The following is a 23420-nucleotide window of genomic DNA, read 5'->3' on the forward strand; positions in this document are numbered from 1 at the left end:
GCCGAGCGCCGCGAGGCCGCGCTGCGCGCCGCGTCGCGGCCGGCCGGTCCCGCGGCCGTCGACGCGGCGGAGGACGACCTGCCGTCGCGCGACGACCCGGACATCGTGTCCACCGGCCTCGTCGGCGCCGCTCTCGTCGTCAAGCTCCTCGACGGCAAGGTGCTCGAGGAGATCCAGCAGCAGGACGGGTGACCCGCGTCGCGCCGCGGAGCGGCGACGCCGGGGCGGGACCGTCCCCGGCGCCCCGTAGGCTGGGGGAGTGTACGAAGGCGCGGTCCAGGACCTGATCGACGAGCTCGGCCGACTTCCCGGCGTCGGGCCCAAGAGCGCGCAACGCATCGCGTTCCACCTCCTCGCCGCGGACGCGACGGACGTGCGTCGTCTGGTCGACGCGCTGACCGAGGTCAAGGCCCGGGTCCGGTTCTGCGAGACGTGCGGCAACGTCGCCGAGTCCGAGCGGTGCCGCATCTGCGCGGACCCGCGGCGCTCGCCCGAGGTGATCTGCGTCGTCGAGGAGCCGAAGGACGTCGTCGCGATCGAGCGCACGCGCGAGTTCCGCGGCAGGTACCACGTGCTCGGCGGCGCCATCAACCCGATCGAGAACGTCGGGCCCGGTGACCTGCGGATCTCCGAGCTCATGGCGCGCCTCGCGGACGGGCAGGTCACCGAGGTCATCCTCGCGACCGACCCGAACGTCGAGGGCGAGGCGACGGCCACGTACCTCGCGCGCATGCTCGGGCCGATGGGGCTGCGCGTGACGCGTCTCGCGTCCGGGCTGCCGGTCGGGGGAGACTTGGAGTACGCCGACGAGGTGACCCTCGGCAGGGCGTTCGAGGGTCGCCGGCTCGTCGGCGGCTGACGGAAGGGGCAGGGGCATGGGAGAGATCGAGCACGACCCGGACCTCCGCGAGATCGCGGAGACCATGGCGGACCAGGCGCGGGCGTACCTGACGACGACGACGCAGGTCGCCGGGGGAGCCGCGCAGGGTGCCGTGCTGCCGCTGCTGCTCCTCGCGCTGTCCGACGTCCTCGCGGCGGGCGCCCGTCTCGGCGCGATGGGCGACGTCGTCCCGGTCGAGCGGTTCGAGCCGGACGCCGGCCCCGACACCGACCTCGACCCGCTGCGCACCGCGCTGTCGCGCCTGTTCGACGGCTTCGACGACTACGTCGAGATCGCGGACCCGCTCGTCGGGCCGGACGTCGCGAGCGCGACGCTGTCGGGCGACCTCGCGTGCGTCGCGGAAGCGCTCGCCAAGGGGCTGCAGCACTACGAGGCCGGCCGCGAGGTCGAGGGCCTGTGGTGGTGGCAGTTCTCGTACGTGTCGCTGTGGGGGGAGCGGGCCGCCAGCGCGCTGCGTGTCCTGCAGAGCGCGCTCGCCCACCTGCGCCTCGACGTGGAGGACGACGTCGCGGCCGAGGCGGAGTACGACGCGCTGCACGCCTGACGCCCGCGCCGGCCGCCGCTCAGTCCTCCGTGGCTCCGGTGTGAGGCAGGCCGGTCGTGGCCTCGGCGACGAGCCGCGCGGGCGCCGGTCCGACCATCCCCGCCGCGGGGTCGTCCAGCACGAGGTGCGCGGTGGTGCGGAACCGGCCGACGGCGTCGAGCCAGGCGCGGCCGGGGCGTAGCCCGCTCGCGCGGATCGCGCTCGCGTGGTCCACGACGAGGACCGTCGCGGCGCCGAGCGCGACGACGCCCCACGCGATGCCGACGACGGCACGGACCGGCCGCGGCGTGCGCGTGAAGCCCTGCCGCAACCGGTCGACCTGGAAGCGCAGGTGGTGCACCTCGTCGGAGGCGACCCGCCGGCCGATGCCCCGCAGCACCGGATCCGGCGCGCTCGACGCGAGCGCGGTGAAGTAGCCCATGGCGACCGACTCGGCGACGAGGAACAGCGCGAGCTCGGTCCGCAGTCCGAGCAACCGCCGCAGCCACGTGAACGCCGCGTCCGACCAGTGCGCGTCCAGGGTGGGCGCCTCGAGGTGCTCGAGGCCGCGGCGGAACAGCGCCGAGTGCCGTTGCTCCTCCTGCACGAGGAGCTCGAGGGCCTCGACGTAGACGGGGTCGCCCGCCCGCCGCGCCTTGGCGAGAAGGCGCGCGCCGTCGCCGTCCTCGCCCAGCTCGAAGCGCTGGAACGAGCGGACGAACGCCGCCCGGATGTCGGACGGCAACGTGCTCGGGGCGTCCCAGTCGACACCTTGCTCCATGACGATCTGAGCGCTGCGGTTGGCGCGGAAGTGCTCCACCCAGACCGCGAAGCCCGGCGAGCGGGCGCCGGAGGTGGGAGGAACCTGGACCGGAGTTGTGTCGTCGCTGACCATGGCGTGAACGTAGCCGCGCGCCCGTGTCCGCGGGCCGCCGCCCCGAAGGCCGCGCGAAGGCCCCGCGAACGTTCCACACCGTGCCCACCGGTCGCCCACACGGCCACCGACGGGCCGGGCAGCGCGCCACCGCGGACGGCCACCGGAAATCGGGGGCCTGCGTGGTACCACTGGGGGGTGCTGCCCGCCTTCGCCCTCCCGTCCACCGGCGGGCTCGAGATCGACGGTCTGACCCTTCTTCTCCTCGTCCTCGCCGCGCTCACCGCGGGCTGGATCGACGCGGTCGTCGGCGGGGGCGGGCTGGTCCAGCTCCCCGCGCTCCTGCTCGTGCCGGGGATCAGCCCGGTGCAGGCGCTCGCGACGAACAAGCTCGCGAGCATCATGGGGACGTCCGTGAGCGCCGTGACGTACTACCGGCGCGTCGGTCCCGACCTCCGGACGGCCGGGCCGATGGCGCTCGCGGCGCTCGTCGGCGCCGTCGGGGGCGCGGCGCTCGCCTCGAAGATCCCCGCGGACCTCTTCACGCCGATCATCCTCGTGGTGCTCGTCGGCGTCGCGACCTACACGATCGTCAAGCCGAAGCTCGGGCACGCGACGAACCTGCGCTGGGAGGGCAACGGGCACCGGTGGGCGGCAGCCGGCATCGGCCTCGTCATCGGCACGTACGACGGCCTGCTCGGGCCCGGCACGGGCACCTTCTTCGTCATCTCGCTCGTGAGCATCCTCGGCTACGCGTTCCTGCCCGCGTCCGCGCTCGCGAAGATCGCCAACTTCGCGACGAACGCGGGCGCGCTCATCTTCTTCGTGCCCTACGGCGCGGTCCTGTGGGGACTCGGTCTGGTCATGGGTGCGGCAAACCTCCTCGGCGCGTACATCGGAGCACGCATGGCCGTCGCCAAGGGCAGCGGGTTCGTCCGGGTCGTGTTCGTCGTGGTGGTGGGCGCGCTCATCCTCAAGCTCGGGTACGACGTCGTCACCGACCTGGTCTGACCCACGCCCCCTCGCCCGGCGCGGCCGGGGCGGCCGGGGCGGCGAGCGACCTCGGTCCCGGCCGGGACGGCACTCGGACCCTGCCGCCCGCGACGCGCACGCGCGAGCATCGAGGCCGTGAAGACCCTCGCCCAGGCGCTGACCGTCCAGTCCGACGCCGCCCGGACGAAGGTCGCGGCCGCACGGCGGCCCGGGCGCTACCTCATCGCCTCGGCGCTCGCGGGCGCGTACATCGGTGTGGGCGTCGTCCTCATGGTCGCGACGGCGGGGCCGTTCCTCGCCGCCGGCGCTCCGGCCGAGCGTCTCGTCGCCGGCAGCGTGTTCGCCGCGGCGCTGACGCTCGTCGTCCTCGCGGGCGCCGAGCTCGCGACGTCCGCGATGATGGTCATCGCCCAGGGAGTGGTGACCCGCGCCGTCCGGGTGCGTGCCGCCGTCGGCGCCCTCGCGCTGTGCCTGCTGGGCAACCTCGCGGGCTCGATGGCGTTCGCGTGGCTCGTGGTGCAGGCCGGGGTGCTGCGCACCAACGCGGCGGCGGGCGACATGGTCGCGTCGATGCTCGCCGCGAAGGCGCACGAGACCGGCGGCCAGCTCCTCGCCCGCGGCATCCTGTGCAACGTCCTGGTGTGCGCGGCGATCTGGGCCTGCGGTCGCCTGTCCTCCGAGGCGGGGAAGGCGATCGTCGTCTTCTGGGCCGTGCTCGCCTTCATCGCCTCGGGCTTCGAGCACGTCGTGGCCAACATGACGACGTTCTCCCTCGGCCTCTTCTCCGGCGAGGCCTGGACGACGTGGCCCGACTTCGCCCGCAACCTCACCTGGGTCGGCCTCGGCAACCTCCTCGGCGGCGCGATCGTCGTCGGCCTGGGCTACGCCGTCGTCGCCCGCCCCACCTCACCTGCGTCGACTGACGACCGGACAACCGGACAACCGCTGCTCCCATGACTGCTGTGGAGAGGGACGGGTCGGACCAGGTGACGGACGAGAAGAGGGTGGTGGCGGAGGTCCGGGGGCGCGGGTCGTGGCGGGTCTGGCGGGAGCGCGCGAGGGACGAGCGTGCGGATGGTAGACCCGCGCCCCCGGAGCGCAGCCACCACCCGGTCTGACACCACGCCGCCCGGCCGCACAACGGCCCGCATCGCGGGACGAACTTGGCCGGACTGCGAGGCGCGTGCCTATCATCGACAGTCCCACACGCACCCGGCGGACCGTTGAGAGAGACGGAGGCCGGCGACAGATGGAGCAGGCACGTGGCACTTGTCGTGCAGAAGTACGGCGGTTCGTCGGTATCCGACGCCGAGAGCATCAAGAGGGTGGCCAAGCGCATCGCGGAGGCGAAGCGCGCCGGGAACGACGTGGTGGTCGTGGTCTCGGCGATGGGCGACACGACGGACGAGCTCATCGACCTCGCCCAGCAGGTGAGCCCGCTGCCGCCGCAGCGCGAGATGGACATCCTCCTCACCGCGGGTGAGCGCATCTCGATGTCGTTGCTCGCGATGGCGATCACGAACCTGGGCGTCCGCGCGAAGTCGTTCACCGGGCAGCAGGCGGGTCTCATCACGGACGCGGTGCACGGCAAGGCGCGCATCGTCGACGTCGTGCCGCACCGCATCCGCGAGACGATCGAGAAGGGCCAGGTCGCGATCGTGGCCGGGTTCCAGGGCGTCACGGAGTCGACGAACGACGTGACGACGCTGGGTCGCGGCGGCTCGGACACGACCGCGGTCGCGCTGGCCGCGGGTCTCGACGCGGACGTGTGCGAGATCTACACCGACGTCGACGGCGTGTTCACCGCCGACCCGCGCATCGTCCCGAGCGCGCGCAAGATCGACCGCATCACGTACGAGGAGATGCTCGAGATGGCGGCGAGCGGGGCCAAGGTGCTCGCGCTGCGCTGCGTCGAGTACGGCCGCCGCTACGGCGTCCCGATCCACGTGCGGTCGTCGTTCTCCGGCAAGGAGGGCACGTTCGTCAGCGCCGACGCGTACACCGCCCAGGACCCCGCACCCACGCCCGGCACCCGTTCTGCAGACATCCCCGAGGAGACCGCCATGGAAGCCCCGATCATCTCCGGCGTCGCGCACGACCGCAGCGAGGCGAAGATCACGGTCGTCGGCGTCCCCGACGTGCCCGGCACGGCCGCGCGGATCTTCGAGGTCGTCGCGGGCTCGGGCGTGAACATCGACATGATCGTGCAGAACGTGTCGGCTGCCCGGACGGGGCTCACGGACATCTCGTTCAGCCTCCCTGAGGGCGACGGCCCGGCGGCGATGGCGGCCCTGTCCGCGCTGCAGGCCGAGGTCGGGTTCGACTCGCTGCAGTTCGACGACCAGATCGGCAAGCTGTCGCTCGTCGGCGCGGGCATGAAGTCGCACCCCGGCGTCTCGGCGAAGCTGTTCGGCGCGCTGCGCGACGCGGGCATCAACATCGAGATGATCTCGACGTCGGAGATCCGCATCAGCGTCGTGACCCGTGAGGACTCGCTGGACGACGCGGTCCGCGCCGTCCACACCGCGTTCGAGCTCGACGCCGCCGAGGGCGAGGCCGTCGTCTACGCCGGCACCGGCCGCTGACCGACGGACGAGAGGAGACACCGATCATGAGCACCGAGAACTTCGCCGTGCCCGCGACCGCCCGCGGGATGAACGTCGCCGTCGTCGGCGCGACCGGCCAGGTGGGCGCCGTCATGCGCCGCCTGCTCGAGGAGCGCGACCTCCCGGTCGCGAGCATCCGCTGGTTCGCGTCCGCGCGGTCCGCCGGCTCGACGCTGCCGTGGCGTGGGCAGGACCTCGTCGTCGAGGACGTCGCCGCGACCCCGACCGAGGACCTGCGCGGGATCGACGTCGCGCTGTTCTCCGCGGGTGGCTCGACGTCCAAGGCGCACGCGGAGCGCTTCGCCGAGGCGGGCGCCGTCGTCATCGACAACTCGTCGGCCTGGCGCATGGACCCCGACGTCCCGCTCGTCGTGTCCGAGGTCAACCCTGGCGCGCTGCGCGGTGCGCGCAAGGGCATCGTCGCGAACCCGAACTGCACGACGATGGCCGCGATGCCCGTGCTCAAGCCGCTCGCGGACGAGGCCGGGCTCGAGCGGCTGATCGTCGCGACGTACCAGGCGGTCTCCGGGGCCGGCCTGGCCGGTGCCGACGAGCTGCGGTCGCAGGTCGTCGCGGGCGCCGCGGCCGAGCGGGAGTCCGAGGGGGGGGAGGGCGCCGGTCTGGCGGGCCTCGTCCACGACGGCGGGGCGGTCGCATTCCCCGAGCCTTCGGCGTTCCCGCGCACCGTCGCGTTCAACGTCGTGCCGCTCGCCGGGTCGATCGTCGACGACGGGCTCGACGAGACGGACGAGGAGAAGAAGCTGCGCAACGAGTCGCGCAAGATCCTCGGCCTGCCCGACCTCGCGGTGGCGGGCACGTGCGTGCGCGTGCCCGTGTTCACGGGGCACTCGCTCGCGATCCACGCCGAGTTCGCGCAGCCGATCGAGCCGCAGCGGGCGCGCGAGATCCTCGCGGGCGCTCCGGGCGTCGCGCTCGCCGACGTCCCGAACCCGCTCCAGGCCGCCGGCCAGGACCCGTCGTTCGTCGGGCGCATCCGCACCGACCAGTCGGTCCCGGGCGGCCGCGGCCTCGTGCTGTTCGTGTCGAACGACAACCTGCGCAAGGGCGCCGCGCTCAACGCGGTCCAGCTCGCGGAGCTCGTCGCGGCCGACCTCGACGGCGTCCGCGCCGCGTTCGCGGGGGCGTCCGCCTCCGCCTGACGGGGTGCACGTGCGAGCGCGGACCGCGAGGTAGAGCTCCAGGCCGCGAGGTAGAGCACCCGGTGCTCTACCTCGCGGCCTGCGGTTCTACCTCGGCGTCGGTCCCGGAGCCGGGGCCGGTGACGTCCTGCGCGTACCGAGCGTCGGCGCGAGCACCCAGAGCGCGGACGCCGCGAGGACGTGCCAGACGGCGTGACCCTGCAGCGTCACGCCGAGCGGCCCGTCGGCGTCGCACAGGGGCCAGCCGGGGCGCGTCAGCGTACCGATGGTCCCGCCCAGGGCGAGCAGCCCGAGAGCGATGACCGTGCGGCGTCGGACGGCGGGGCGGTGCCACGCCCGCACGACGCTCGCCGCCACGGCGACGACGGCCACCGCGAGCTGGAAGGCCGTCGACGCGGGGACGCTCGCGGCCGCCACGACGACGGCGGCGAGCGTCGGTGCGAGCCACCACCGGGTGCGGGTCCGGCGACCCGTGAGGTCGGCGACGGCGTCGGCCGCGACGAGGGCGAGCGCACCGAGCAGGGGCGGGTCGTGCGCCACGGGGTTCCACGACGGCGACGGTCCGTGCTGGATCACCGAGCCGACCCCGATCAGGGCCACGAGCACGCCGAAGGCGACGCGCAGCGCGGTCACCTCGTCGCGCCGAACGCCCGCCACGGCGGCGGAGCCGGCATCGCCCGTCGACGACCGACGGGAGGCGCCGCCCAGGATCACGGCACCGGCGAGGACGAACGCGAGGCTCGTCCACGTGCTCAGCGGCTCCGCCCACGGCGTCCCGCCGGCGAGCTCGCACGCTCCGCCCACCCCGACCTCCCTCACCCACCGGTCCCCGGGTGTCCAGCGTTCTGCGTCCCGCCCGTGCACGCTCGCGGACGCACTTCTCGGAAAGCCCTTGCGCGCCGACGCGCATGCGTGGTTCATTAGTTGAGTAATGAACCGCAGAACACGAGAACCGCGAGAGGATGGGCGCCATGTTCGACGGTCCTGAGCCCATCTACCTGCAGATCGCCCAGATGATCCGGGCGCAGGTCCTCGCGGGAGAGGCTGCCGAGGAGGAGCAGGTCATGTCGACGACGGAGCTGGCCACGACCTTCCGCATCAACCCCGCGACGGCCGCCAAGGCGTTCGCCGAGCTCGTGGACGAGGGCGTGCTCTACAAGCGGCGGGGGATCGGCATGTTCGTCGCCCCCGGCGCGCGCGAGCGCCTGCTCGAGCAGCACCGCGCCCGCTTCTTCGACGAGGTCCTCGCCCCCGCGCTCGCGCAGGCCGACGTCCTCGGCATCCCGACCGACCGGATCGTCGACTACGTCCTCGGCCGCAGCCGCCCCGACGACCCCGCGCCGTCGGCCGGGTCGCCCGCCGCCTGACCCCACACACCCCGACCGGAGAGGTGCCATGACCACCCGGCCCGCCCCGCCCACCATGACCGCGCCGCCGTTCGGCGCAGAGCTGCACGACGTCGTCGTGCGCTACGGCCGTACCGGCGACCCTGCCCTGCGCGGCGCGACGCTGACGGTCCGGCCCGGTGTCATCACGGGCCTTCTCGGCCGCAACGGCGCGGGCAAGACGACGCTCGCCGCGCTCCTCGCGGCGTTCCGCCGCCCGACCTCGGGCCGGGTCCTCGTCGGGCCCGAGGGCGGGCTCGAGGACCCGTTCGAGAACGTGTGGACGACGACGCACACGCAGCTCGTGCGCGAGAGCGGCGACGTGGGGGAGGGTGACAAGGCGAAGGACACGCTCGCCTACTACGCCGACATGCGCCCGCACTGGGACGCCGGCCTCGCGGAGCGGCTCCTCGACGAGCTCGAGGTCGACGTGCGCAAGAAGCCGTCCGAGATGTCGCGGGGCAAGCGCTCCGCGCTCGGCGCGGCCATCGGGCTCGCCTCCCGGGCGCCGCTGACGATCTTCGACGAGGTGTACCTCGGCATGGACGCCCCGAGCCGGTACACGTTCTACGACGCGCTGGTGGCCGACTACACCGAGCACCCGCGCACGATCCTCCTGTCGAGCCACCTCATCACCGAGGTCGAGCGCGTCTTCGAGGACGTCGTCATCATCGACCGCGGGCGCGTGCTGCTCGCGGAGAACGCCGACGACGTCCGGGCGCGCGGCGTGAGCCTCACCGGACCGGTCGACGTCGTCGAGCGGCACGCCGCCGGCCGCGAGGTGCTCGCCAGGCAGCGGCTCGGCGGCACCGCGCAGGTCACGCTCTTCGGCACCTTCGTCGACGGCGAGCGCGAGGCCGCGGTCGAGGCAGGACTGGAGGTCGGGGCCGTGCCGGTCCAGGACCTGTTCGTCCATCTCACGCGTGGCACCGAGAGGGGTGAGGGACGATGACGACAGACCAGCAGCCGACGCAGCGGCGCGCCGTCGAGGCAGCGGCCCACCGCCGTGCGGTGCGCACGATCGCCGAGTACTACATCGGCGGTACGTGGTACATCGGGGTGTGGTTCTGGGCGATCGCGCTCGCCGTCGGTGCGCTCGTCCTGTGGATCATGCAGCGCAACGACGACGTGAGCATCGGGGCGGTCGGAGGCGTCGCCGGCTCGGCGAAGTTCTTCCTCTTCGTCCTGGGCATCGTCCTCCCGCTCATGACGATCGCGATGCACGTCGCCGCCGGCGGCACGCGACGGTCGTACACCCAGGGGCTCTGGATCGGCGCCGCGGTCTCGGGCCTGACGTTCGGCCTCGCGACCGCCCTCGTGAAGTGGCTCGAGTGGTGGCTGTTCCACCGCAACGACTGGGGGTCCGAGCCGGAGCAGATGCAGCTCTACGCGGACGGTTCGCAGGTGGGGACCGTGCTGCTCGTCGAGGCGCTGTTCTGCACCGTCTACTACCTGGCCGGCATGACGATCGCCGCCGGGTACTACAGGTTCGGGTTCGTCAGGGGGACGCTCCTCGTCCTCGCGTCGCTCGCGCCGGTCCTCGTCGCGGAGGTCTTCCTCCGCTCGGGCTTCTTCGGGGACGCGCTCGCGCGCGTCGTCGGTCTCGACGACACGCCCGTCTGGCTCGCCGTGCTCGGCGGGCTCGCCGGGATCGTGCTCGCCGCACTGCTCCTGCGCGCCGTCCTGCGGGGCGTCGCGATCCGTCCGGTCGAGTTCGCCGCCAGCGCGAGCGTCTGACCGCACCTCCACCGTCCCTCATCGCCCGGCGGGCGGCGCGTCGCGCCGTCCGTGGGCCGAGCACACCCTCGAGGAGATCACCATGAGCACGGCACCACCTCCCACGAACGGGTCGAGCACCACCTCGACCCGTGCGCCCGCCGGCGCGTCGGGCACGTCGTCGCCCGCCCGGCCCGACGTCGCTGCAGCCGTCGTCGAGGTCCGGCACCTGCGCAAGACCTACCCGGGCCCGAAGGGCACGGCCGAGCGGAAGGTCGCCGTCGAGGACGTGAGCTTCTCCGTCGCTCCCGGCGAGATCTTCGGCATCCTCGGGCCCAACGGCGCGGGCAAGACGACGACCGTCGAGTGCCTCGCGGGCCTGCGCGAGGCCGACGGCGGCACCGTGCGCGTGCTCGGCGTCGACCCGCAGGCCCACCCCGGGCGCATCCGGGACCTCGTGGGCGTCCAGCTCCAGGAGTCGGCGCTCAACGAGAAGATCACGGTCGCCGAGGCGATGCGCCTGTTCGCGTCGTTCTACGCCGAGCCCGCGGACGTCGCCGAGCTCCTGGACCTCCTCGACCTCGCGCAGCACCGCGACGTCGCGTACGCGAAGCTGTCCGGCGGGCAGAAACAGCGCCTGTCGATCGCGCTCGCGCTCGTGGGGAACCCTCGCGTCGCGATCCTCGACGAGCTCACCACGGGCCTCGACCCGCAGGCCCGCCGCAACACGTGGGACCTGGTGGAGCGCGTGCGCGACCGCGGCGTCACGGTCCTGCTCGTCACGCACTTCATGGACGAGGCGGAGCGGCTGTGCGACCGGCTCGTCGTCATCGACGCCGGCCGGGTCGTCGCGCAGGGCAGCCCGGCCGAGCTGATCGACGCCCTCGACGACACGCGGACGATGCGGCTGCGCGTCCCCGTCGCGGACCACGACCTCGCGCTGCACACCATCGCGGGCCTCACCGACGTCCGCTCGGTCGACGGCGCCGGGCGCGAGATCGAGGTGACGGGGACGCGGCGCGTGCTGCCCGCCGTCGTGCTGGCACTGGCCGAGCACGACGTGGTGCCCGACGACGTCCGCACCGTCTCCCGCACGCTCGAGGACGTCTTCGTGGCCGTGACCGGCCGCACCTACGACCCGGAGACCCCCGGCGTCGCCCCGACCAGCCCGGCCGCCGCCCGGCAGCCCGCCCGCGAAGGAGTCTCCCGATGACCACCGCGACCCTCTCCCCGTCGACGGCGTCCTCCCGGGGCACCGGGTGGCGCGGGTTCGGCACCCTCCTGACCACCGAGTCGCGCCTGTGGCTGCGCGACGCCGGGACCGTCTTCTTCTCGCTGGCGTTCCCGACGGTGCTGCTCCTCGGCGTCGGCTTCGCCATCCCCGGGATGCGCGACCCGATCGAGGGGGCGGGCGGCGCGTGGGAGGGGCTCACCGCGATCGCGACGTACGTGCCCGTCGTCCTGGCGGCAGCGATCGCGACGCCGGCGCTCACGACCATGCCCGTGTACTTCGCCACGTTCCGCGAGAAGGGGGTCCTGCGCCGCCTCTCGACGACGCCGATGCGGCCGCAGGGCATCGTCGTGGCGCACCTGGTGATCAATCTCGTGGCCGTCGTCGCCGCGACCGCGGTGGCGCTCGTGGTCGGCTCGTTCGTGTTCGACGTCCCCGCGCCGCGCAACGTCGGCACCGTCGCGCTCGCGTTCGTGCTGGCCGTGCTCGCGATGCTGTCGCTCGGGACGGTGGTCGCCGCCCGTGCGCCGAAGGCCAGCACCGCCTCGGCGATCGGCACGCTGATCTACTTCCCGATGCTGTTCCTGTCGGGACTGTGGACACCGGGCCCGGTCATGCCCGACGCCGTGCGGGAGGTCGGCCAGTACACGCCTCTCGGCGCGGCCGCCCAGGCCATGACGGCGGGCTGGTTCGAGGACGGCGTCCCGACGCTGCAGCTCGTCGTCATGGCGGCGTGGACCGCCGTCCTGCTGCCGCTCGGTGTGAAGCTGTTCCGCTGGTCCTGACCGGCGGCGAGGCGGGGGAGGGCCGCATAGCCTGTCGGGCGTGCGGCCCTTCCTGCTCCTCGCCTCGCGCGCGGAGGACGTCGCGGCGGACGGCGAGCACGAGGCCGTCCTCCGCTTCGCCGGCCTGCGCGAGGACCAGCTGCACCGCGTGCGCATGGAGGCGGGCCCGCTGCCGGCGATCGACCTCGACGACTACTCGGGCGTGATCGTCGGCGGCAGCCCGTTCGACTCCGCGAAGCCGGACGACGAGAAGTCCGACGTGCAGCGCCGTGTCGAGCGCGAGCTCGCCCCGCTGCTCGACGAGATCGTCGACCGGGACTTCCCGTTCCTCGGCGCGTGCTACGGCGTCGGCACCCTCGGGCTGCACGAGGGCGCCGTCGTCGACACGACGTTCGCCGAGCCGATCGCCCCCGTGACGATCCGGCTCACGCCCGAGGGACGCGCGGACCCCCTGCTCGCCGACCTGCCGGACGCGTTCGAGGCGTACGCCGGGCACAAGGAGGCCGTGCGCGAGCTGCCGTCGCACGCGGTGCTGCTCGCGACGTCGGACACGTGCCCGGTGCAGATGTTCCGCGTGCGGGAGAACCTCTACGCGACGCAGTTCCACCCCGAGCTCGACCTCGAGGGCATCGTCACGCGGATCGGCGTCTACCAGGACTACGGGTACTTCCCGCCGGAGACGGCGGGCGAGGTCGAGGCGGCCGTGCGCCAGGGCGACGTGCGTCACCCGCGCCGCATCCTCGAGGCGTTCGTGCGGCGCTACGCCCGCGACTGATCGCCTCGGAGCGGGCCGCGGGCGCGCTCGGGCGGGCTCAGGGCGCGGCGGCGAGCTCCGGCTCGTGGGCGGTCCGTGAGCGCTCGACGGCGGCCGCGCGCCGGTGCTCGCGCACCGACCAGGCGACGGCGGCGACCCAGACGACGGCGACGGCCCCGAGCACGACGCCCTGGACCGCGCCGCTCGCGTCCACCCAGTCGGAGCGCAGGAGGGTGCGGACGTTCGTCAGGACGATGACGCCGCCCACGGCCGAGCCGAGGACGCGAGGCGGCAGGTGCCGCACGAGCCACGCGGCCACCGGCGCGGCGACGAGCCCGCCCGCCAGGAGCGCGACGACCCACAGCGGGTCGATCCCCGCCGACCCCAGGCCGACGAGGAAGCCGAGCGACGCCGCGACCGCGACGAGGAACTCGCTCGTGTCGATCGACCCGATGACCTTGCGCGGCTCGATGCGGCCGGACGCGAGGAGCGCCGGCGTGCCGACGGGGCCCCAGCCCCCGCCGCCCGTCGCGTCGACGAAGCCGGCGACGAGGCCGAGCGGCGCGAGGAACCGGCGGCGCAGCGGGAGGCCGAGGCGGCCCGTCGGCAGCCCGGCGACGGTGAAGCGCGTGAGCACGTAGACACCGAGGGCGAGCAGCAGGAGCGACATGACCGGTGCGGCGACCTCGGTGGAGAGCGACGACAGGAACGTCGCCCCGGCGAACGCGCCGACCGCACCGGGGAGACCGATGCGCAGGACGACCTTCCAGTCGACGTTGCCGAAGCGCCAGTGCGCGGCGCCCGAGGCGAGCGTCGTGCCGATCTCGGCGAGGTGGACGGTCGCGGACGCCGCCGCGGGGTTGGTCCCGATCGCGAGCAGGAGGGTCGTCGAGGTCACGCCGTAGGCCATGCCGAGGCTGCCGTCGACGAGCTGCGCGCCGAGGCCGACGAGCGCCAGCAGGAGAAGGCTCCGCACCGCACGCTCCCTGTTCGTGGGGTCGGGCCCGTCCCGACCGTGCCCGACAAGGGTGACCGGATCGGTCGGGTTTTCCCAGAGGGTGGTCACCTGGTGGGAGAGTGTTACCGGCGGCCGTCACACGGCGGCGGTCAGCGGCGCGCGGACCTCACGGGTTCTCCCACGCGTCGGCACGCGCCGCGAGCGCACGGACCGGCGGGGGCAGGTCGCGCCGCACGACGTCCGCGAGCGTCACCACGTCGAGCACGTTGCGCACGCTCGCGCGCAGCGCGACCCAGACGTCCAGCAGCCCGGCGGCGGAGCCCTCGTACTCGAGGCTCGGCGGGCGCTCGTCGCGCACCGTCACGAGCGGTCCGTCGACGGCGCGGAACACGTCTGCGAGGGTGATCTCCTCGGCGGGCCGCACGAGGCGGTAGCCGCCCGACCGCCCCCGCACGCTCGCGACGACGCCGGCGCGGCGCAGGTCGCCGAGGATGCGTTCGAGGAAGCTCACGGGCAGCCCCTGCCCGGCGGCGAGGTCCTCGGCGCGCACCGGGTCGCCGTGCGGGGACGCCGCCAGCTCGGCGCACGCCCGCACCGCATAGTCCGCCTTCGCCGAGACCCGCACGGGCACATTCTGCCCGGTGGGCAGGTCGTCACGTCCCGGCCACGGGGGTGGCCGCGGGACGCGACGGCGGGCGACGTCGGGTCAGCGGACGAAGAACGGTCCCGCCGACGGGTCGGCGAGCCACCCGAGCGCGTGGCCGACGCGCTCGGTGGTCGACGGCGTGACCGCCTCGGGCAGGGCGTCGGGCGCGAACCACGCGACGGCGAGCGACTCGTCGTCGGCCACGTGCGCCGCCGCGGCCGCGGCGGGGGAGGTCGGCCGGCACAGGAACGCGAGGTCGAGGTACTGCGACAGGTCGCCGTTCGGGTACCGGACCTGCTCCGTGACGGTCACGGCGACGAGCGCGTCCACGACGACCTCGACGCCCGTCTCCTCGAGCACCTCGCGCGCCAGCCCCACCGCCGGGTCCTCGCCCGGCTCGAGGATCCCGCTGATCACGGACCACAGCCCGTTGTCGGCGCGCTGCCCGAGCAGCAGGCGACCGTCGTCGTCCACGACGACCGCGGACACCCCCGGCATCCACAGCAGGTCGGTCCCGATGCGGGAGCGCAGGGCGGTGACGAACTCGGGGATCGGCATGCCCCGAGCGTAGGGGGTGACGATCGCCGCTGTCTGCGAATTCGTGGCGGTCGCCCTGCGCGCTGCATGCGGCGGTGACACCGCGCGACGGTGACATGACGACGGTGGGTGGGGGTGGTGGCGCCGGATCGTGGCGGGTTTGGCGGGAGCGGCGAGGGACGAGCCGCGGATGGTAGATCCGGCGCCACCACCCCCACCCACCACCCAGGGTGACCACGGCCCGCCCACCAGGAACCGCCCACCAGCCGAGACGGTCAGTCCGCGCCTTGGAGGGCGCGTGCTACTGTCACGGCGTGACTTCTCAGTGGTATTGGCGCTTTACGCAGGCTCCCGGTGGGGCCGTGCGGGCGTTCGCCTGACCACAGACAACCACCCGGAGCCAGCACAGGGCCTTGGACGCGGACCGCGTCCGGGCCCTTCGTCGTTCAGACGGGCCGCTCCGGGACCACGGGCGGCAGCAGGCCGGTGAGGGCTCCGTCTCGACGACGGCCCTCGACCCCGCCGCACGAACCAGGAGCCTCCCGTGACCAGCACGACCGCCCAGCCCACGACCGCTCAGCCCGCGAACGCCGGGCCGGATGCCGCTAGCGTCGATCCTGTGGACAGCCCCGAGCTGCAGGCACGGACCAGCGACCTGCGGGTGCGCGCGCTCGACGCGCTGCCCGCGCCGCGCGCCATGCTCGCCGACCTGCCGCTCGGTCCGGCGCGCAGCGACCTCGTGACGACGTCGCGCCGCGAGGTCCGCGACGTCCTCGCCGGCGACGACGACCGCCTGCTCGTGATCGTCGGGCCGTGCTCGGTGCACGACCCGGAGGCGGCGCTGGAGTACGCGGGCCGGCTCGGCGCGCTCGCCCGCGAGCTGTCGGACGACCTGCTCGTCGTCATGCGCGTGTACTTCGAGAAGCCGCGCACGACGGTCGGCTGGAAGGGCCTCATCAACGACCCGCACCTCGACGGCTCGCACGACGTGCACCACGGCCTGCGCCTCGCGCGGGAGGTCCTGCTGGGAGTCCTCGACGCGGGCGTGCCGGCGGCGTGCGAGTTCCTCGAGCCGACGAGCCCCCAGTACATCGCCGACGCCGTGTCGTGGGGCGCGATCGGTGCGCGCAACGCGGAGTCGCAGGTGCACCGCCAGCTCGCGTCGGGCCTGTCGATGCCGGTGGGCTTCAAGAACGCCACGGACGGCGACGTGCAGATCGCCGTCGACGGCTGCGTCACCGCGGCGAGCGAGCACACCTTCTTCGGCATGGACTCGCTCGGGCGGGCCGCCGCCGTCGAGACCGCGGGCAACCCGGACTGCCACGTCATCCTGCGCGGCGGGCGCTCGGGCCCCAACTACGGGGCGGACGACGTCGCCGCGGCGCTCGCGGTGGCGCGCACCTCCGGCCTCGGCGGGGTGGTCGAGCACGGGCTGGTCGTCGACGCGTCGCACGGCAACTCGGGCAAGGACCACGTGCGCCAGGCCGAGGTCGTGCGCGAGATCTCCGCGCGGCTGGCCGCGGGCGAGCAGGGCGTCACCGGCCTGATGATGGAGAGCTTCCTCGTGGCGGGAGCCCAGAAGCCCGCACCGTCCGGCCTCGTGTACGGGCAGTCCGTGACGGACGCGTGCATCGACTGGGACACCACGGCCGACCTGCTGCGCGAGCTCGCGGGCGCCGTGCAGGAGCGTCGCATGCGCTGACCCGGGAGCGCGGCGCCCTCCTGGCGCCGCCTCCGCCGCCGATCAGGCCCCGGAGGCGACGCCGCCGCGGTCCACGCCCGTCCGACGCTCGAGCACCCACAGGTTCCCGCGCCCGTCCGGGTCGGCGCGGTGCTCGAGCAGGTCGACGGACTCGCGGGCGAGAGCCACCCCGCGGCCCGACTCGGCCTCGGCCCCTGGCATGGGCTGGTCGAGGTCGACGTCGGCGGCCGGGGCCGAGTCCCGGAGCGTCACGCGGACCCGCGCGGCGTCGGCGTCGAGCTCGGCGCGCACCTCGACGGACTCCGGGACGGGAGAGTGCCGGACGATGTTCGCGGCGATCTCCGTCGTCGCGAGCTCGACGGCGAACCGGTCCTCGGCGGGGACCCAGGGCGCGCGCTCCCACAGGGTCGCGAAGGCGCCGGGGAGCGCCTCCAGCCAGGGCGGGGTGGCCGTGGCGCTGAGGACGACGAGCGGTGCGTCCCCGGGGTCGGTGGGCACGGGAGGTCAGCCGTCGACGTAGGCGGTCGCCGCGTCGTCGTGCACGCGCAGGACCCGGTCGAGGTTGGTGAGCCGCAGGACGGTCGCCACCTGCGGGGACGCGTTCGCGAGCCGCAGGTCGCCGCCCGCCGCGCGGGCGCTGCGCAGCCCGGCGACCAGGGCGCCGAGCCCGGACGAGTCGATGAAGTCGAGCCGGCCGAGGTCCACGACGAGGCGCGGGCGCCCGTTGCGCACGAGGTCGTCCACGGCCTCGCGGACCTGTCCGGCCGTCGTCAGGGTCAGACGTCCCACGGGCGTGATGACGGCGCCCGTCCCGTCGAGCGGTTCCACGTCGAGCTTCACTGTTCCTCCGTCCTCGGGGTGGCCGGGACCGCCCGGCCGGGAGTGGTGTCCGCCGGTGTGCGGGGGCCGGCGTAGCGCGCGGCGGGCACGAGCACGCCCAGGACCGCGAGGTCGTAGACGACCCACAGGAGCGTGACGACCGTCGCGCCGGGGTCGGCGTCGAACGCGACGAGACGGACGGTCCCCACGACCGCGGCGACCACGAGCACCACCATCGCCGTGAGCTGCGGCCAGATCGTGCGCCACGCCGGGAGGTGCTCGCCCGTCCGCGTCTTCGGGGTCACGACGAAGCCCAGCGGTCGGCCAAGAACGACGTTCGCGAACGCGGTCCAGCACGCGCGGATCCACACCGGGAACAGGGCGAGGGAGTACTGCTGGCCGCGCCACGTCCGCACGCCCCGGGCGACCACGAGGAACAGCAGCTGGTTGACGAGGAAGTAGGGCACGAAGCGGACGAAGAAGTCGGTGCCGAACGCCTGGACCGGGAGGATCCCGAAGCACAGGTAGACCACGGGGGCCGCGAGGTAGGCGAGCGCGGCGAACCCGGCCAGGTAGCTCCACATCGTCGAGAAGTACATGAGGCGCTGTCCGAGGCTCAGTCCGCGCTGGACGAGCGGGTTCTCGCGCAGCATCACCTGCACGGTGCCCTGCGCCCAGCGCAGGCGCTGCTGGAGCATCGTGGGCATGTCCTCGGGCGCCAGGCCGTGGGCGAGAACCTCGTGGTGGTACACCGAGCGCCAGCCGAGGGAGTGGAGCCGCATGGCGGTCGCCATGTCCTCGGTGACCGAGATCGTCGCCATCGGCATGACGGCCTGCGCCTCGTCCGCGATCCCGACGTCGACCGCGTCGGCGAGCCGGCGCACCGCCTCGACGGCGACCAGCGGGGACAGGTCGCGCCGCGCGAGCCGGTCGAGCGCGTCCTCGTCGACGACGAGCTGGCCGATCTCGGCGTCGACCTCGAGCGGCCCGCCGCGCAGCAGCTCGGGCTCGACGGCGGCGAGCTCGGCGCGCAGCGTCTCCACCTGCCCGGCGACGACCGTGCGCGACGCGGCGTCGACCCGGCACTGGAAGCGGTAGGTGACGTCGGCGACCGGCTCCCCGGCGCGCAGCGCCCGACGGGCGCCGTCCGCCTCGGACTGCAGCTCGTCCAGAGCCGCGCGGACCGCCGGGTCGCCGGCCTCGGGCGAACGCGCGGCGCGCGCGAGGACCGCGTCGGCCGTCCGCAGCGCGCGGCGCACCCCGCTCGTGACGCCGCGGACGTAGCCCACGACACCGAGCTGCATGAGGGCCTCGCGCCGCAGCACGGCGTTCGACCCGCAGAAGAACGCCGCGTTCCACCCGTCCTTGCCCTGCTGGATCGGCCCGTAGAACAGCGGCGCCTGGCTGCCGAGCGGGTCGGCCTCGTCGACGTTGGTGAAGTACTGGGGCGTCTGGACGATCGCGACGCGCTCGTCCTCCACGAAGTACCCGACGGTCCGGTCGAGGATCGCCGGGTCGGGCACCTGGTCCGCGTCGAGGACCAGGACGAGCTCGCCCTCGGTCCGGAAGAGCGCGTCGTTGAGGTTGCCGGCCTTCGCGTGCCGCGGCTTGCCGTCCCAGCTCGCCGACCGCGTCAGGTAGCCGATCCCCTCCGCCTCGGCGGCCGCGCGCAGGGCGGGCCGTGCGCCGTCGTCGAGGATCCACGTGCGGTGGGGGTAGCGGATGTCGCGCGCGGCCCGCGCCGTGGTGAGCACGAGGTCCTGCGGCTCGTCGTACGTGGTGACGAACACGTCGACGGTCGTGCCGGCGGGTGCGGGGGGCGGCTCGCCGCGGTCGCGCACGCGCCACATCGTCACGCCGAACAGGAGCGTGTCGACGAGGCTGTACGTCTCGGCGAGCACGAGCGGCACCGCGATCCACCAGGCGGACCACGCCACCGAGTCGAGCCACCGCCACGTCACGTAGTTGAGTCCGGTCAGCACGGTGAGGACGACGAGCACCCGGACGAGGACGAGCCGGCGCGCGGAGCCGTTCATGCGCCGACCCTCTCGAGGACGAGCGCGGTGAGGTCGTCCGGCAGGTGCCGGCCCGCGGCGATGCCGACCAGCGCGGAGAGCGTCGTGGCGGCGTCCGGGGCGCGGCGCACGTCGCGTGCGAACCGGGCGAGGTCCTCGCCGTGCGGGCCGGGCGCCGGCACGTCCGGGTCGACGAGCCGCGGGTCGCCGCCGGGGACGCCGAGGTCGGCTAGCAGGTCGACGAGGCCGTCGCTCACGACCACGAGCCGGTCCCCGGGGCCGAGCGTGACCTCGTCCGCCTCGCGCGGGAGCTCCGGGGCGACGCCGAGCGGCAGGCCGTCGGCGTCCAGGCGCTCCACGCCACCGTCCGCGCGCAGGACGCTCGCGAGCCCGTGCCCGGCGTCGACGAACGTGACCCGCCCGGTCTCCCGCTCCACCGTCGCGCACCACGCGGTGACAAAGGACCCGACCTCCTCGAGGTCCGCCGCGAGCGACTCGTCGGCGGCCTCGACGCCCGGGGCGAGCCCCGGCACGCGCACCGCGGTCCGCAGCGCAGCGCGCGCGGAGGCCGCGACGATGGCGGCGGCCATCCCCTTGCCCATGACGTCGGCGAGGATCAGCCCTGCGCCGTCGGCCGTCGTGGTCCAGTCGTAGAAGTCGCCCCCGACGCCGCGGGCCGGCACGCACCGCGCGGCGATCCGGTAGCCCTCGAGCGCCGGGGCGCGCCGGGGGAGGAGGCCGCGCTGCACGGCGCCCGCGCGGTCGATCTCCTCGTCGCGCTGCAGCTCGCCCTGCACCCACAGCGCGAGGTCGCGCAGGAGGGCGCGGTCGGCGTCGTCGAAGCGGCGCGGCAGCGTGTCGATGACGCAGAGCGTGCCGACGCGCTCGCCGCCGGGCGCGGCGAGCGGGTGGCCGGCGTAGAAGCGCAGGTGCGGGTCGTCGACGACGAACGGGTTGTCCGCGAACCGCGCGTCGGCCGCCGCGTCCTCGACGACGAGCGTCCGGTCCTCCTGGATCGTCACGTCGCAGAACGCGCCCTCGCGCTGGGCGACCGGGCCGTCGAGCCCGATGAACGCCTTGCGCCACTGCCGGTCCGTGTCGACGAGGGTGATGCTCACCGTCGGCACGCCGAAGAGCCGCTGCGCGAGGCGCGTGACGCGCTCGAAGCGTTCCTCGGGTGCCGTGTCGAGCACCCCGAGCCGGTGCAGCGCGAGGACGCGCGCGTCCTCGCGCGCGGCCGTAGCGGTCGCGTCCGTCATGATCCCCCTGCCCGTCACCGCAGTTCGCCGCGGCACGACGTCCGACACCTATCACGGCCGTGGGCGCCTCGCAGTGCGACGTACGGTCCAGAGGCGGTCGGGGGAGCGGTGGTGTCTCAGGTCAGCTCGGCGAGGCGTGCCTTCAGGCCGCGTGCCTCGGCGTCGCGCGCGATGGCCTGGCCGAGCAGGCCGCGCAGCACCACGACGATCAGCGCCACGCCGCCGATGACGAGCGCGGCCCCGCACACGAGGCCGACGACGCCCGGCGCGACGGCCTCGCCCGGCGCCATGACGACGGCGAGCGCGAACGTGAGCACGGCCGCCGCGGCGACCGACCCGATGACGACGTCGACGTACGGGAAGGCGGCGGGCGTGAGCACGGTGCCGCGGCGGACCATCGTCACGAGCCGCCACACGCACACGGCGCTGACCTGCAGCGTGACGAGCCCGAGCACGAGGAGGGTGACGAGCGACGCGCGGACCCAGGAGGGTGCCGCGTCGAGGTCGGCCCACAGCAGCGGGGCCAGGACGACCTGGACGAGCAGCGAGCCGACGAGCACGGCGGCGAGCACGGCTCGCAGGGGGAGGACGGTGACCAGGCGCACGAGAGCTCCTTCATCGAGGGGGGACGGTGGTCCGGGCAGGGACGGGAGGTCGGGGGAGCGCGGGGCCCGTGCGCGGCGGCGGGCCCGCGTCGCGACGCGGTCGACGACGAGGCCGAGGGTGAGGCCGCCGGCCACGCCGACCGCGACGCCGACGGCGGGATGCCGGTCCGCCAGGAGCCGGCCCGCGCCCGCCCCGAGCGCGGTCGACCAGGTCGCCCAGAGGACGGAGGCGACGGCGGTGAGCGCGCTGAACCGGGCGCGAGGAAGCCTCGCGGCGCCGGCCGCCATGGTCACGGCCACGCGGCCGACGGGCACGAAGCGGGCCGTGAGGAGGCAGGCGGCGCCGCGCCGGGCGAGCGTCGACCTGGCGGCCGTGACGACGGCCCTCCCGCGTCGCGAGCGGGCGAGACCGCCCGTGCCCAGGCGACGCCCGAGGGCGTACGCGACCTGGTCGCCGGTGAACGCGCCGAGCGCCGCGACGCCCGCCACGAGCCACAGGTCCGGCCGGCCGCTCGCCGGCAGCGCGGCGAGCGCGATGACGACCGTCTCGCTCGGGACCGGCGGGACCACGCCGTCCACGGCCGCCGCGCCGAACACGACGGCGAGCACCCACGGGAGGTCCGCGAACGCGGTGGACCACGTCGACGTGTCCGGCACGGTCCCTCCTTCGTCGTGTTACCCGGCAGTGCCTAGCGGTGCTAGGTAACGAACCCTAGCACCGCTAGGTGTAGGCGGGTTCGTGCCCCGACAGGCGCGACGGAGGCCGGGTGAGGTCCCATACCAGGGCTGACGCCACGCGGCAACATCTGACATGATCCGGCCATGACTGTGAGGACGGCCGCGGAGCTCGCCGCCGTCGAGGACCCGGCCTGGCCCACGCTCTCGCGCATGCTCGGGCGCGCGGGTGTCGACGTCGTCCCGGCGCCCGCGTGGGCCCTCGACGTGCTGTTCCGCCTCCAGGTCACGGTCCGGTCCACGCTCGGTGCCCTCGCCCTGCACACCGGCGGCGTACTCGTCGACGGCGGCTGGCTGCGCCTCCTCGGGGGCGGCGGCGCGGGCCTGCCGGACCTCGCGAGCGTCAACGGTCTCGGCGACCCGACCGACGCGAGCGTCGCGCCGCCGGTGCTCGTCGTCGGGTACGACGTCCTCGGCGGGACGTTCGCCGTCAACGGGGGCGGGCTGCCCGGGCCGCTCGGCGACGTCCACTGGTTCGCTCCCGACTCCCTGGAGTGGGTGGACCTCGGGTTCGGCCAGGCGGCCTTCCTCGAGTGGGCGGTGAGCGGCGGGACGACCGCCTTCTACGACCACCTGCGCTGGCCCGGGTGGTACGACGAGACCGAGCGGCTCCGCCTCGACGAGGGCCTGAGCGTCTACCCGCCGCTGTGGTCGACGGAGGGTCGCGACGTCGCGCGGTCGTCGCGCACCGTCGTCCCGCTGGGCGAGCTGGTCGACTGGCACTTCGAGATGGCCGCGCGGATGGCACCGGTCGACGACGACGCCGGAGGGACGGGGCTCCCGACGGGGCTGTGAGCCGAGCGGCCCGCGCCGCCGTCGGAGGTCGCGCTCCGCTGCGCGACGAGACTGTATACACGTACGCAACCGCATGGCACGATGGCCGGGTGACGACGCCGCACCTGAGCCTCGCCGTCGGGCAGCCGGCCGCCTCGGCCGGTCTCGCGCGGCGGCAGTCGGGCGCGCGCACGGTCTACGACGTCCTGCGCGCGCGGATCATCGACGGCTCGCTCGCGCCGGGGGAGCGGCTCGCCGAGCCCGTGCTCGCCGACCGGCTCGGGGTGTCGCGCACCCCGGTGCGCGAGGCGCTGCGGCTGCTCGAGGCCGAGGCCCTCGTCGTCGCGCTCCCCACGGGCGGCGTGCGCGTCGCCCCGCTCGACGTCGCCGACGCGCGCCGCGTGTACGAGGTGCGCGCCCGGCTCGAGGGCCTGCTCGCCCG

The 23420-nt window shown here is 74.5% G+C and carries 26 protein-coding genes; 16 read left to right on the forward strand and 10 right to left on the reverse strand.

Annotated features, from left to right (window positions below; genetic code table 11):
• The 3 genes from JZ5iCDA_RS06710 to JZ5iCDA_RS06720 form a co-directional block, all read left to right on the forward strand.
• A partial coding sequence (locus JZ5iCDA_RS06710) for a hypothetical protein (protein ID WP_069386465.1) occupies positions 1 to 192 on the forward strand: 192 nt, incomplete at its 5' end.
• 67 nt (positions 193 to 259) lie between these two features.
• Entirely contained in the window at positions 260 to 859 is a 600-nt protein-coding gene (gene recR / locus JZ5iCDA_RS06715; RefSeq protein ID WP_069386466.1) for a recombination mediator RecR, read from the forward strand.
• Between the two features lie 16 nt (positions 860 to 875).
• Entirely contained in the window at positions 876 to 1445 is a 570-nt protein-coding gene (locus tag JZ5iCDA_RS06720; RefSeq protein ID WP_069386467.1) for a DUF5063 domain-containing protein, read from the forward strand.
• 19 nt (positions 1446 to 1464) lie between these two features.
• Here JZ5iCDA_RS06720 and JZ5iCDA_RS06725 read toward each other — a convergent pair whose 3' ends face one another.
• Complete coding sequence (locus tag JZ5iCDA_RS06725; RefSeq protein ID WP_069386468.1) at positions 1465 to 2319, reverse strand: hypothetical protein; 855 nt, start codon at positions 2317 to 2319, stop codon at positions 1465 to 1467.
• A 177-nt stretch (positions 2320 to 2496) separates the two neighbouring features.
• Here JZ5iCDA_RS06725 and JZ5iCDA_RS06730 point away from each other — a divergent pair, with 177 nt between their 5' ends.
• The 4 genes from JZ5iCDA_RS06730 (at position 2497) to JZ5iCDA_RS06745 (ending at position 7057) form a co-directional block, all read left to right on the forward strand.
• Positions 2497 to 3309 carry a TSUP family transporter gene (locus JZ5iCDA_RS06730; RefSeq protein WP_253181986.1) on the forward strand — a complete coding sequence of 271 codons (813 nt, stop codon included), beginning with the start codon at positions 2497 to 2499 and terminating at the stop codon, positions 3307 to 3309.
• A 117-nt stretch (positions 3310 to 3426) separates the two neighbouring features.
• A complete protein-coding gene (locus tag JZ5iCDA_RS06735) occupies positions 3427 to 4248 on the forward strand; it encodes a formate/nitrite transporter family protein (RefSeq protein ID WP_069386469.1) in 822 nt (273 codons plus the stop codon).
• A 305-nt stretch (positions 4249 to 4553) separates the two neighbouring features.
• The gene (locus JZ5iCDA_RS06740) at positions 4554 to 5876 is read left to right on the forward strand and encodes an aspartate kinase (RefSeq protein ID WP_069386470.1); all 1323 of its coding nucleotides are present in this window, start codon (positions 4554 to 4556) and stop codon (positions 5874 to 5876) included.
• Between the two features lie 26 nt (positions 5877 to 5902).
• A complete protein-coding gene (locus tag JZ5iCDA_RS06745; RefSeq protein ID WP_069386471.1) occupies positions 5903 to 7057 on the forward strand; it encodes an aspartate-semialdehyde dehydrogenase in 1155 nt (384 codons plus the stop codon).
• 87 nt (positions 7058 to 7144) lie between these two features.
• On the opposite strand, the gene JZ5iCDA_RS06750 is transcribed toward JZ5iCDA_RS06745, so the two are convergent.
• Positions 7145 to 7861 carry a hypothetical protein gene (locus JZ5iCDA_RS06750; RefSeq protein WP_171905312.1) on the reverse strand — a complete coding sequence of 239 codons (717 nt, stop codon included), beginning with the start codon at positions 7859 to 7861 and terminating at the stop codon, positions 7145 to 7147.
• A 167-nt stretch (positions 7862 to 8028) separates the two neighbouring features.
• Here JZ5iCDA_RS06750 and JZ5iCDA_RS06755 point away from each other — a divergent pair, with 167 nt between their 5' ends.
• From JZ5iCDA_RS06755 to JZ5iCDA_RS06780, 6 genes are all read left to right on the forward strand, one after another.
• Complete coding sequence (locus JZ5iCDA_RS06755) at positions 8029 to 8424, forward strand: GntR family transcriptional regulator (protein ID WP_069386484.1); 396 nt, start codon at positions 8029 to 8031, stop codon at positions 8422 to 8424.
• A gap of 28 nt (positions 8425 to 8452) precedes the next feature.
• Complete coding sequence (locus JZ5iCDA_RS06760; RefSeq protein ID WP_253181987.1) at positions 8453 to 9394, forward strand: ATP-binding cassette domain-containing protein; 942 nt, start codon at positions 8453 to 8455, stop codon at positions 9392 to 9394.
• Positions 9391 to 10179: a hypothetical protein gene (locus JZ5iCDA_RS06765; protein ID WP_069386474.1), complete on the forward strand. Its 789-nt coding sequence runs from the start codon at positions 9391 to 9393 to the stop codon at positions 10177 to 10179. Before JZ5iCDA_RS06760 ends, JZ5iCDA_RS06765 begins: the two co-directional genes overlap by 4 nt.
• An 82-nt stretch (positions 10180 to 10261) precedes the next feature.
• A complete protein-coding gene (locus JZ5iCDA_RS06770) occupies positions 10262 to 11371 on the forward strand; it encodes an ABC transporter ATP-binding protein (protein WP_083259741.1) in 1110 nt (369 codons plus the stop codon).
• Positions 11368 to 12174, forward strand: a complete 807-nt coding sequence (locus tag JZ5iCDA_RS06775; protein WP_069386475.1) for an ABC transporter permease — start codon at positions 11368 to 11370, stop codon at positions 12172 to 12174. The genes JZ5iCDA_RS06770 and JZ5iCDA_RS06775 overlap by 4 nt, the downstream gene beginning before the upstream one ends.
• Positions 12175 to 12214: 40 nt before the next feature.
• Positions 12215 to 12949 carry a glutamine amidotransferase gene (locus JZ5iCDA_RS06780; protein WP_069386476.1) on the forward strand — a complete coding sequence of 245 codons (735 nt, stop codon included), beginning with the start codon at positions 12215 to 12217 and terminating at the stop codon, positions 12947 to 12949.
• Between the two features lie 37 nt (positions 12950 to 12986).
• On the opposite strand, the gene JZ5iCDA_RS06785 is transcribed toward JZ5iCDA_RS06780, so the two are convergent.
• The 3 genes from JZ5iCDA_RS06785 to JZ5iCDA_RS06795 all read right to left on the reverse strand — a co-directional run bounded on the left by JZ5iCDA_RS06785 (position 12987) and on the right by JZ5iCDA_RS06795 (position 15090).
• Positions 12987 to 13904 carry a sulfite exporter TauE/SafE family protein gene (locus JZ5iCDA_RS06785; protein ID WP_069386477.1) on the reverse strand — a complete coding sequence of 306 codons (918 nt, stop codon included), beginning with the start codon at positions 13902 to 13904 and terminating at the stop codon, positions 12987 to 12989.
• Positions 13905 to 14052: 148 nt separating this feature from the next.
• Positions 14053 to 14511 (reverse strand): RrF2 family transcriptional regulator, encoded by a 459-nt coding sequence (locus JZ5iCDA_RS06790; RefSeq protein ID WP_069386485.1) that lies wholly within the window; start codon positions 14509 to 14511, stop codon positions 14053 to 14055.
• Between the two features lie 81 nt (positions 14512 to 14592).
• A complete protein-coding gene (locus JZ5iCDA_RS06795; RefSeq protein WP_069386478.1) occupies positions 14593 to 15090 on the reverse strand; it encodes an NUDIX hydrolase in 498 nt (165 codons plus the stop codon).
• Between the two features lie 523 nt (positions 15091 to 15613).
• Between JZ5iCDA_RS06795 and JZ5iCDA_RS06800 the strand changes: the two genes are divergently transcribed.
• Positions 15614 to 16771: a 3-deoxy-7-phosphoheptulonate synthase gene (locus tag JZ5iCDA_RS06800; RefSeq protein ID WP_069386479.1), complete on the forward strand. Its 1158-nt coding sequence runs from the start codon at positions 15614 to 15616 to the stop codon at positions 16769 to 16771.
• 42 nt (positions 16772 to 16813) lie between these two features.
• Here the strand turns inward: JZ5iCDA_RS06800 and JZ5iCDA_RS06805 are convergent, their stop codons facing one another.
• From JZ5iCDA_RS06805 to JZ5iCDA_RS19985, 5 genes are all read right to left on the reverse strand, one after another.
• Positions 16814 to 17269 (reverse strand): ATP-binding protein, encoded by a 456-nt coding sequence (locus JZ5iCDA_RS06805; RefSeq protein WP_083259742.1) that lies wholly within the window; start codon positions 17267 to 17269, stop codon positions 16814 to 16816.
• A 6-nt stretch (positions 17270 to 17275) separates the two neighbouring features.
• Positions 17276 to 17611 (reverse strand): STAS domain-containing protein, encoded by a 336-nt coding sequence (locus JZ5iCDA_RS06810; protein ID WP_069386480.1) that lies wholly within the window; start codon positions 17609 to 17611, stop codon positions 17276 to 17278.
• Positions 17608 to 19626, reverse strand: coding sequence for a glycosyltransferase family 2 protein (locus JZ5iCDA_RS06815; RefSeq protein ID WP_069386481.1), 2019 nt, complete (start codon positions 19624 to 19626; stop codon positions 17608 to 17610). The genes JZ5iCDA_RS06810 and JZ5iCDA_RS06815 overlap by 4 nt, the downstream gene beginning before the upstream one ends.
• Positions 19623 to 20864 (reverse strand): PP2C family protein-serine/threonine phosphatase, encoded by a 1242-nt coding sequence (locus JZ5iCDA_RS06820; RefSeq protein ID WP_139123000.1) that lies wholly within the window; start codon positions 20862 to 20864, stop codon positions 19623 to 19625. Before JZ5iCDA_RS06820 ends, JZ5iCDA_RS06815 begins: the two co-directional genes overlap by 4 nt.
• A 116-nt stretch (positions 20865 to 20980) precedes the next feature.
• Positions 20981 to 22126 carry a DUF2975 domain-containing protein gene (locus tag JZ5iCDA_RS19985; protein ID WP_366246659.1) on the reverse strand — a complete coding sequence of 382 codons (1146 nt, stop codon included), beginning with the start codon at positions 22124 to 22126 and terminating at the stop codon, positions 20981 to 20983.
• Between the two features lie 165 nt (positions 22127 to 22291).
• Here JZ5iCDA_RS19985 and JZ5iCDA_RS06830 point away from each other — a divergent pair, with 165 nt between their 5' ends.
• Positions 22292 to 22999: a DUF2625 family protein gene (locus JZ5iCDA_RS06830; RefSeq protein ID WP_216093412.1), complete on the forward strand. Its 708-nt coding sequence runs from the start codon at positions 22292 to 22294 to the stop codon at positions 22997 to 22999.
• Positions 23000 to 23088: 89 nt separating this feature from the next.
• Positions 23089 to 23420: GntR family transcriptional regulator (locus JZ5iCDA_RS18760; protein ID WP_171905313.1), on the forward strand; the 332-nt coding region annotated here is incomplete at its 3' end.

Origin of the sequence: Cellulosimicrobium cellulans, from assembly GCF_001722485.1 — a bacterium.
Taxonomy (GTDB): domain Bacteria; phylum Actinomycetota; class Actinomycetes; order Actinomycetales; family Cellulomonadaceae; genus Cellulosimicrobium; species Cellulosimicrobium cellulans_A.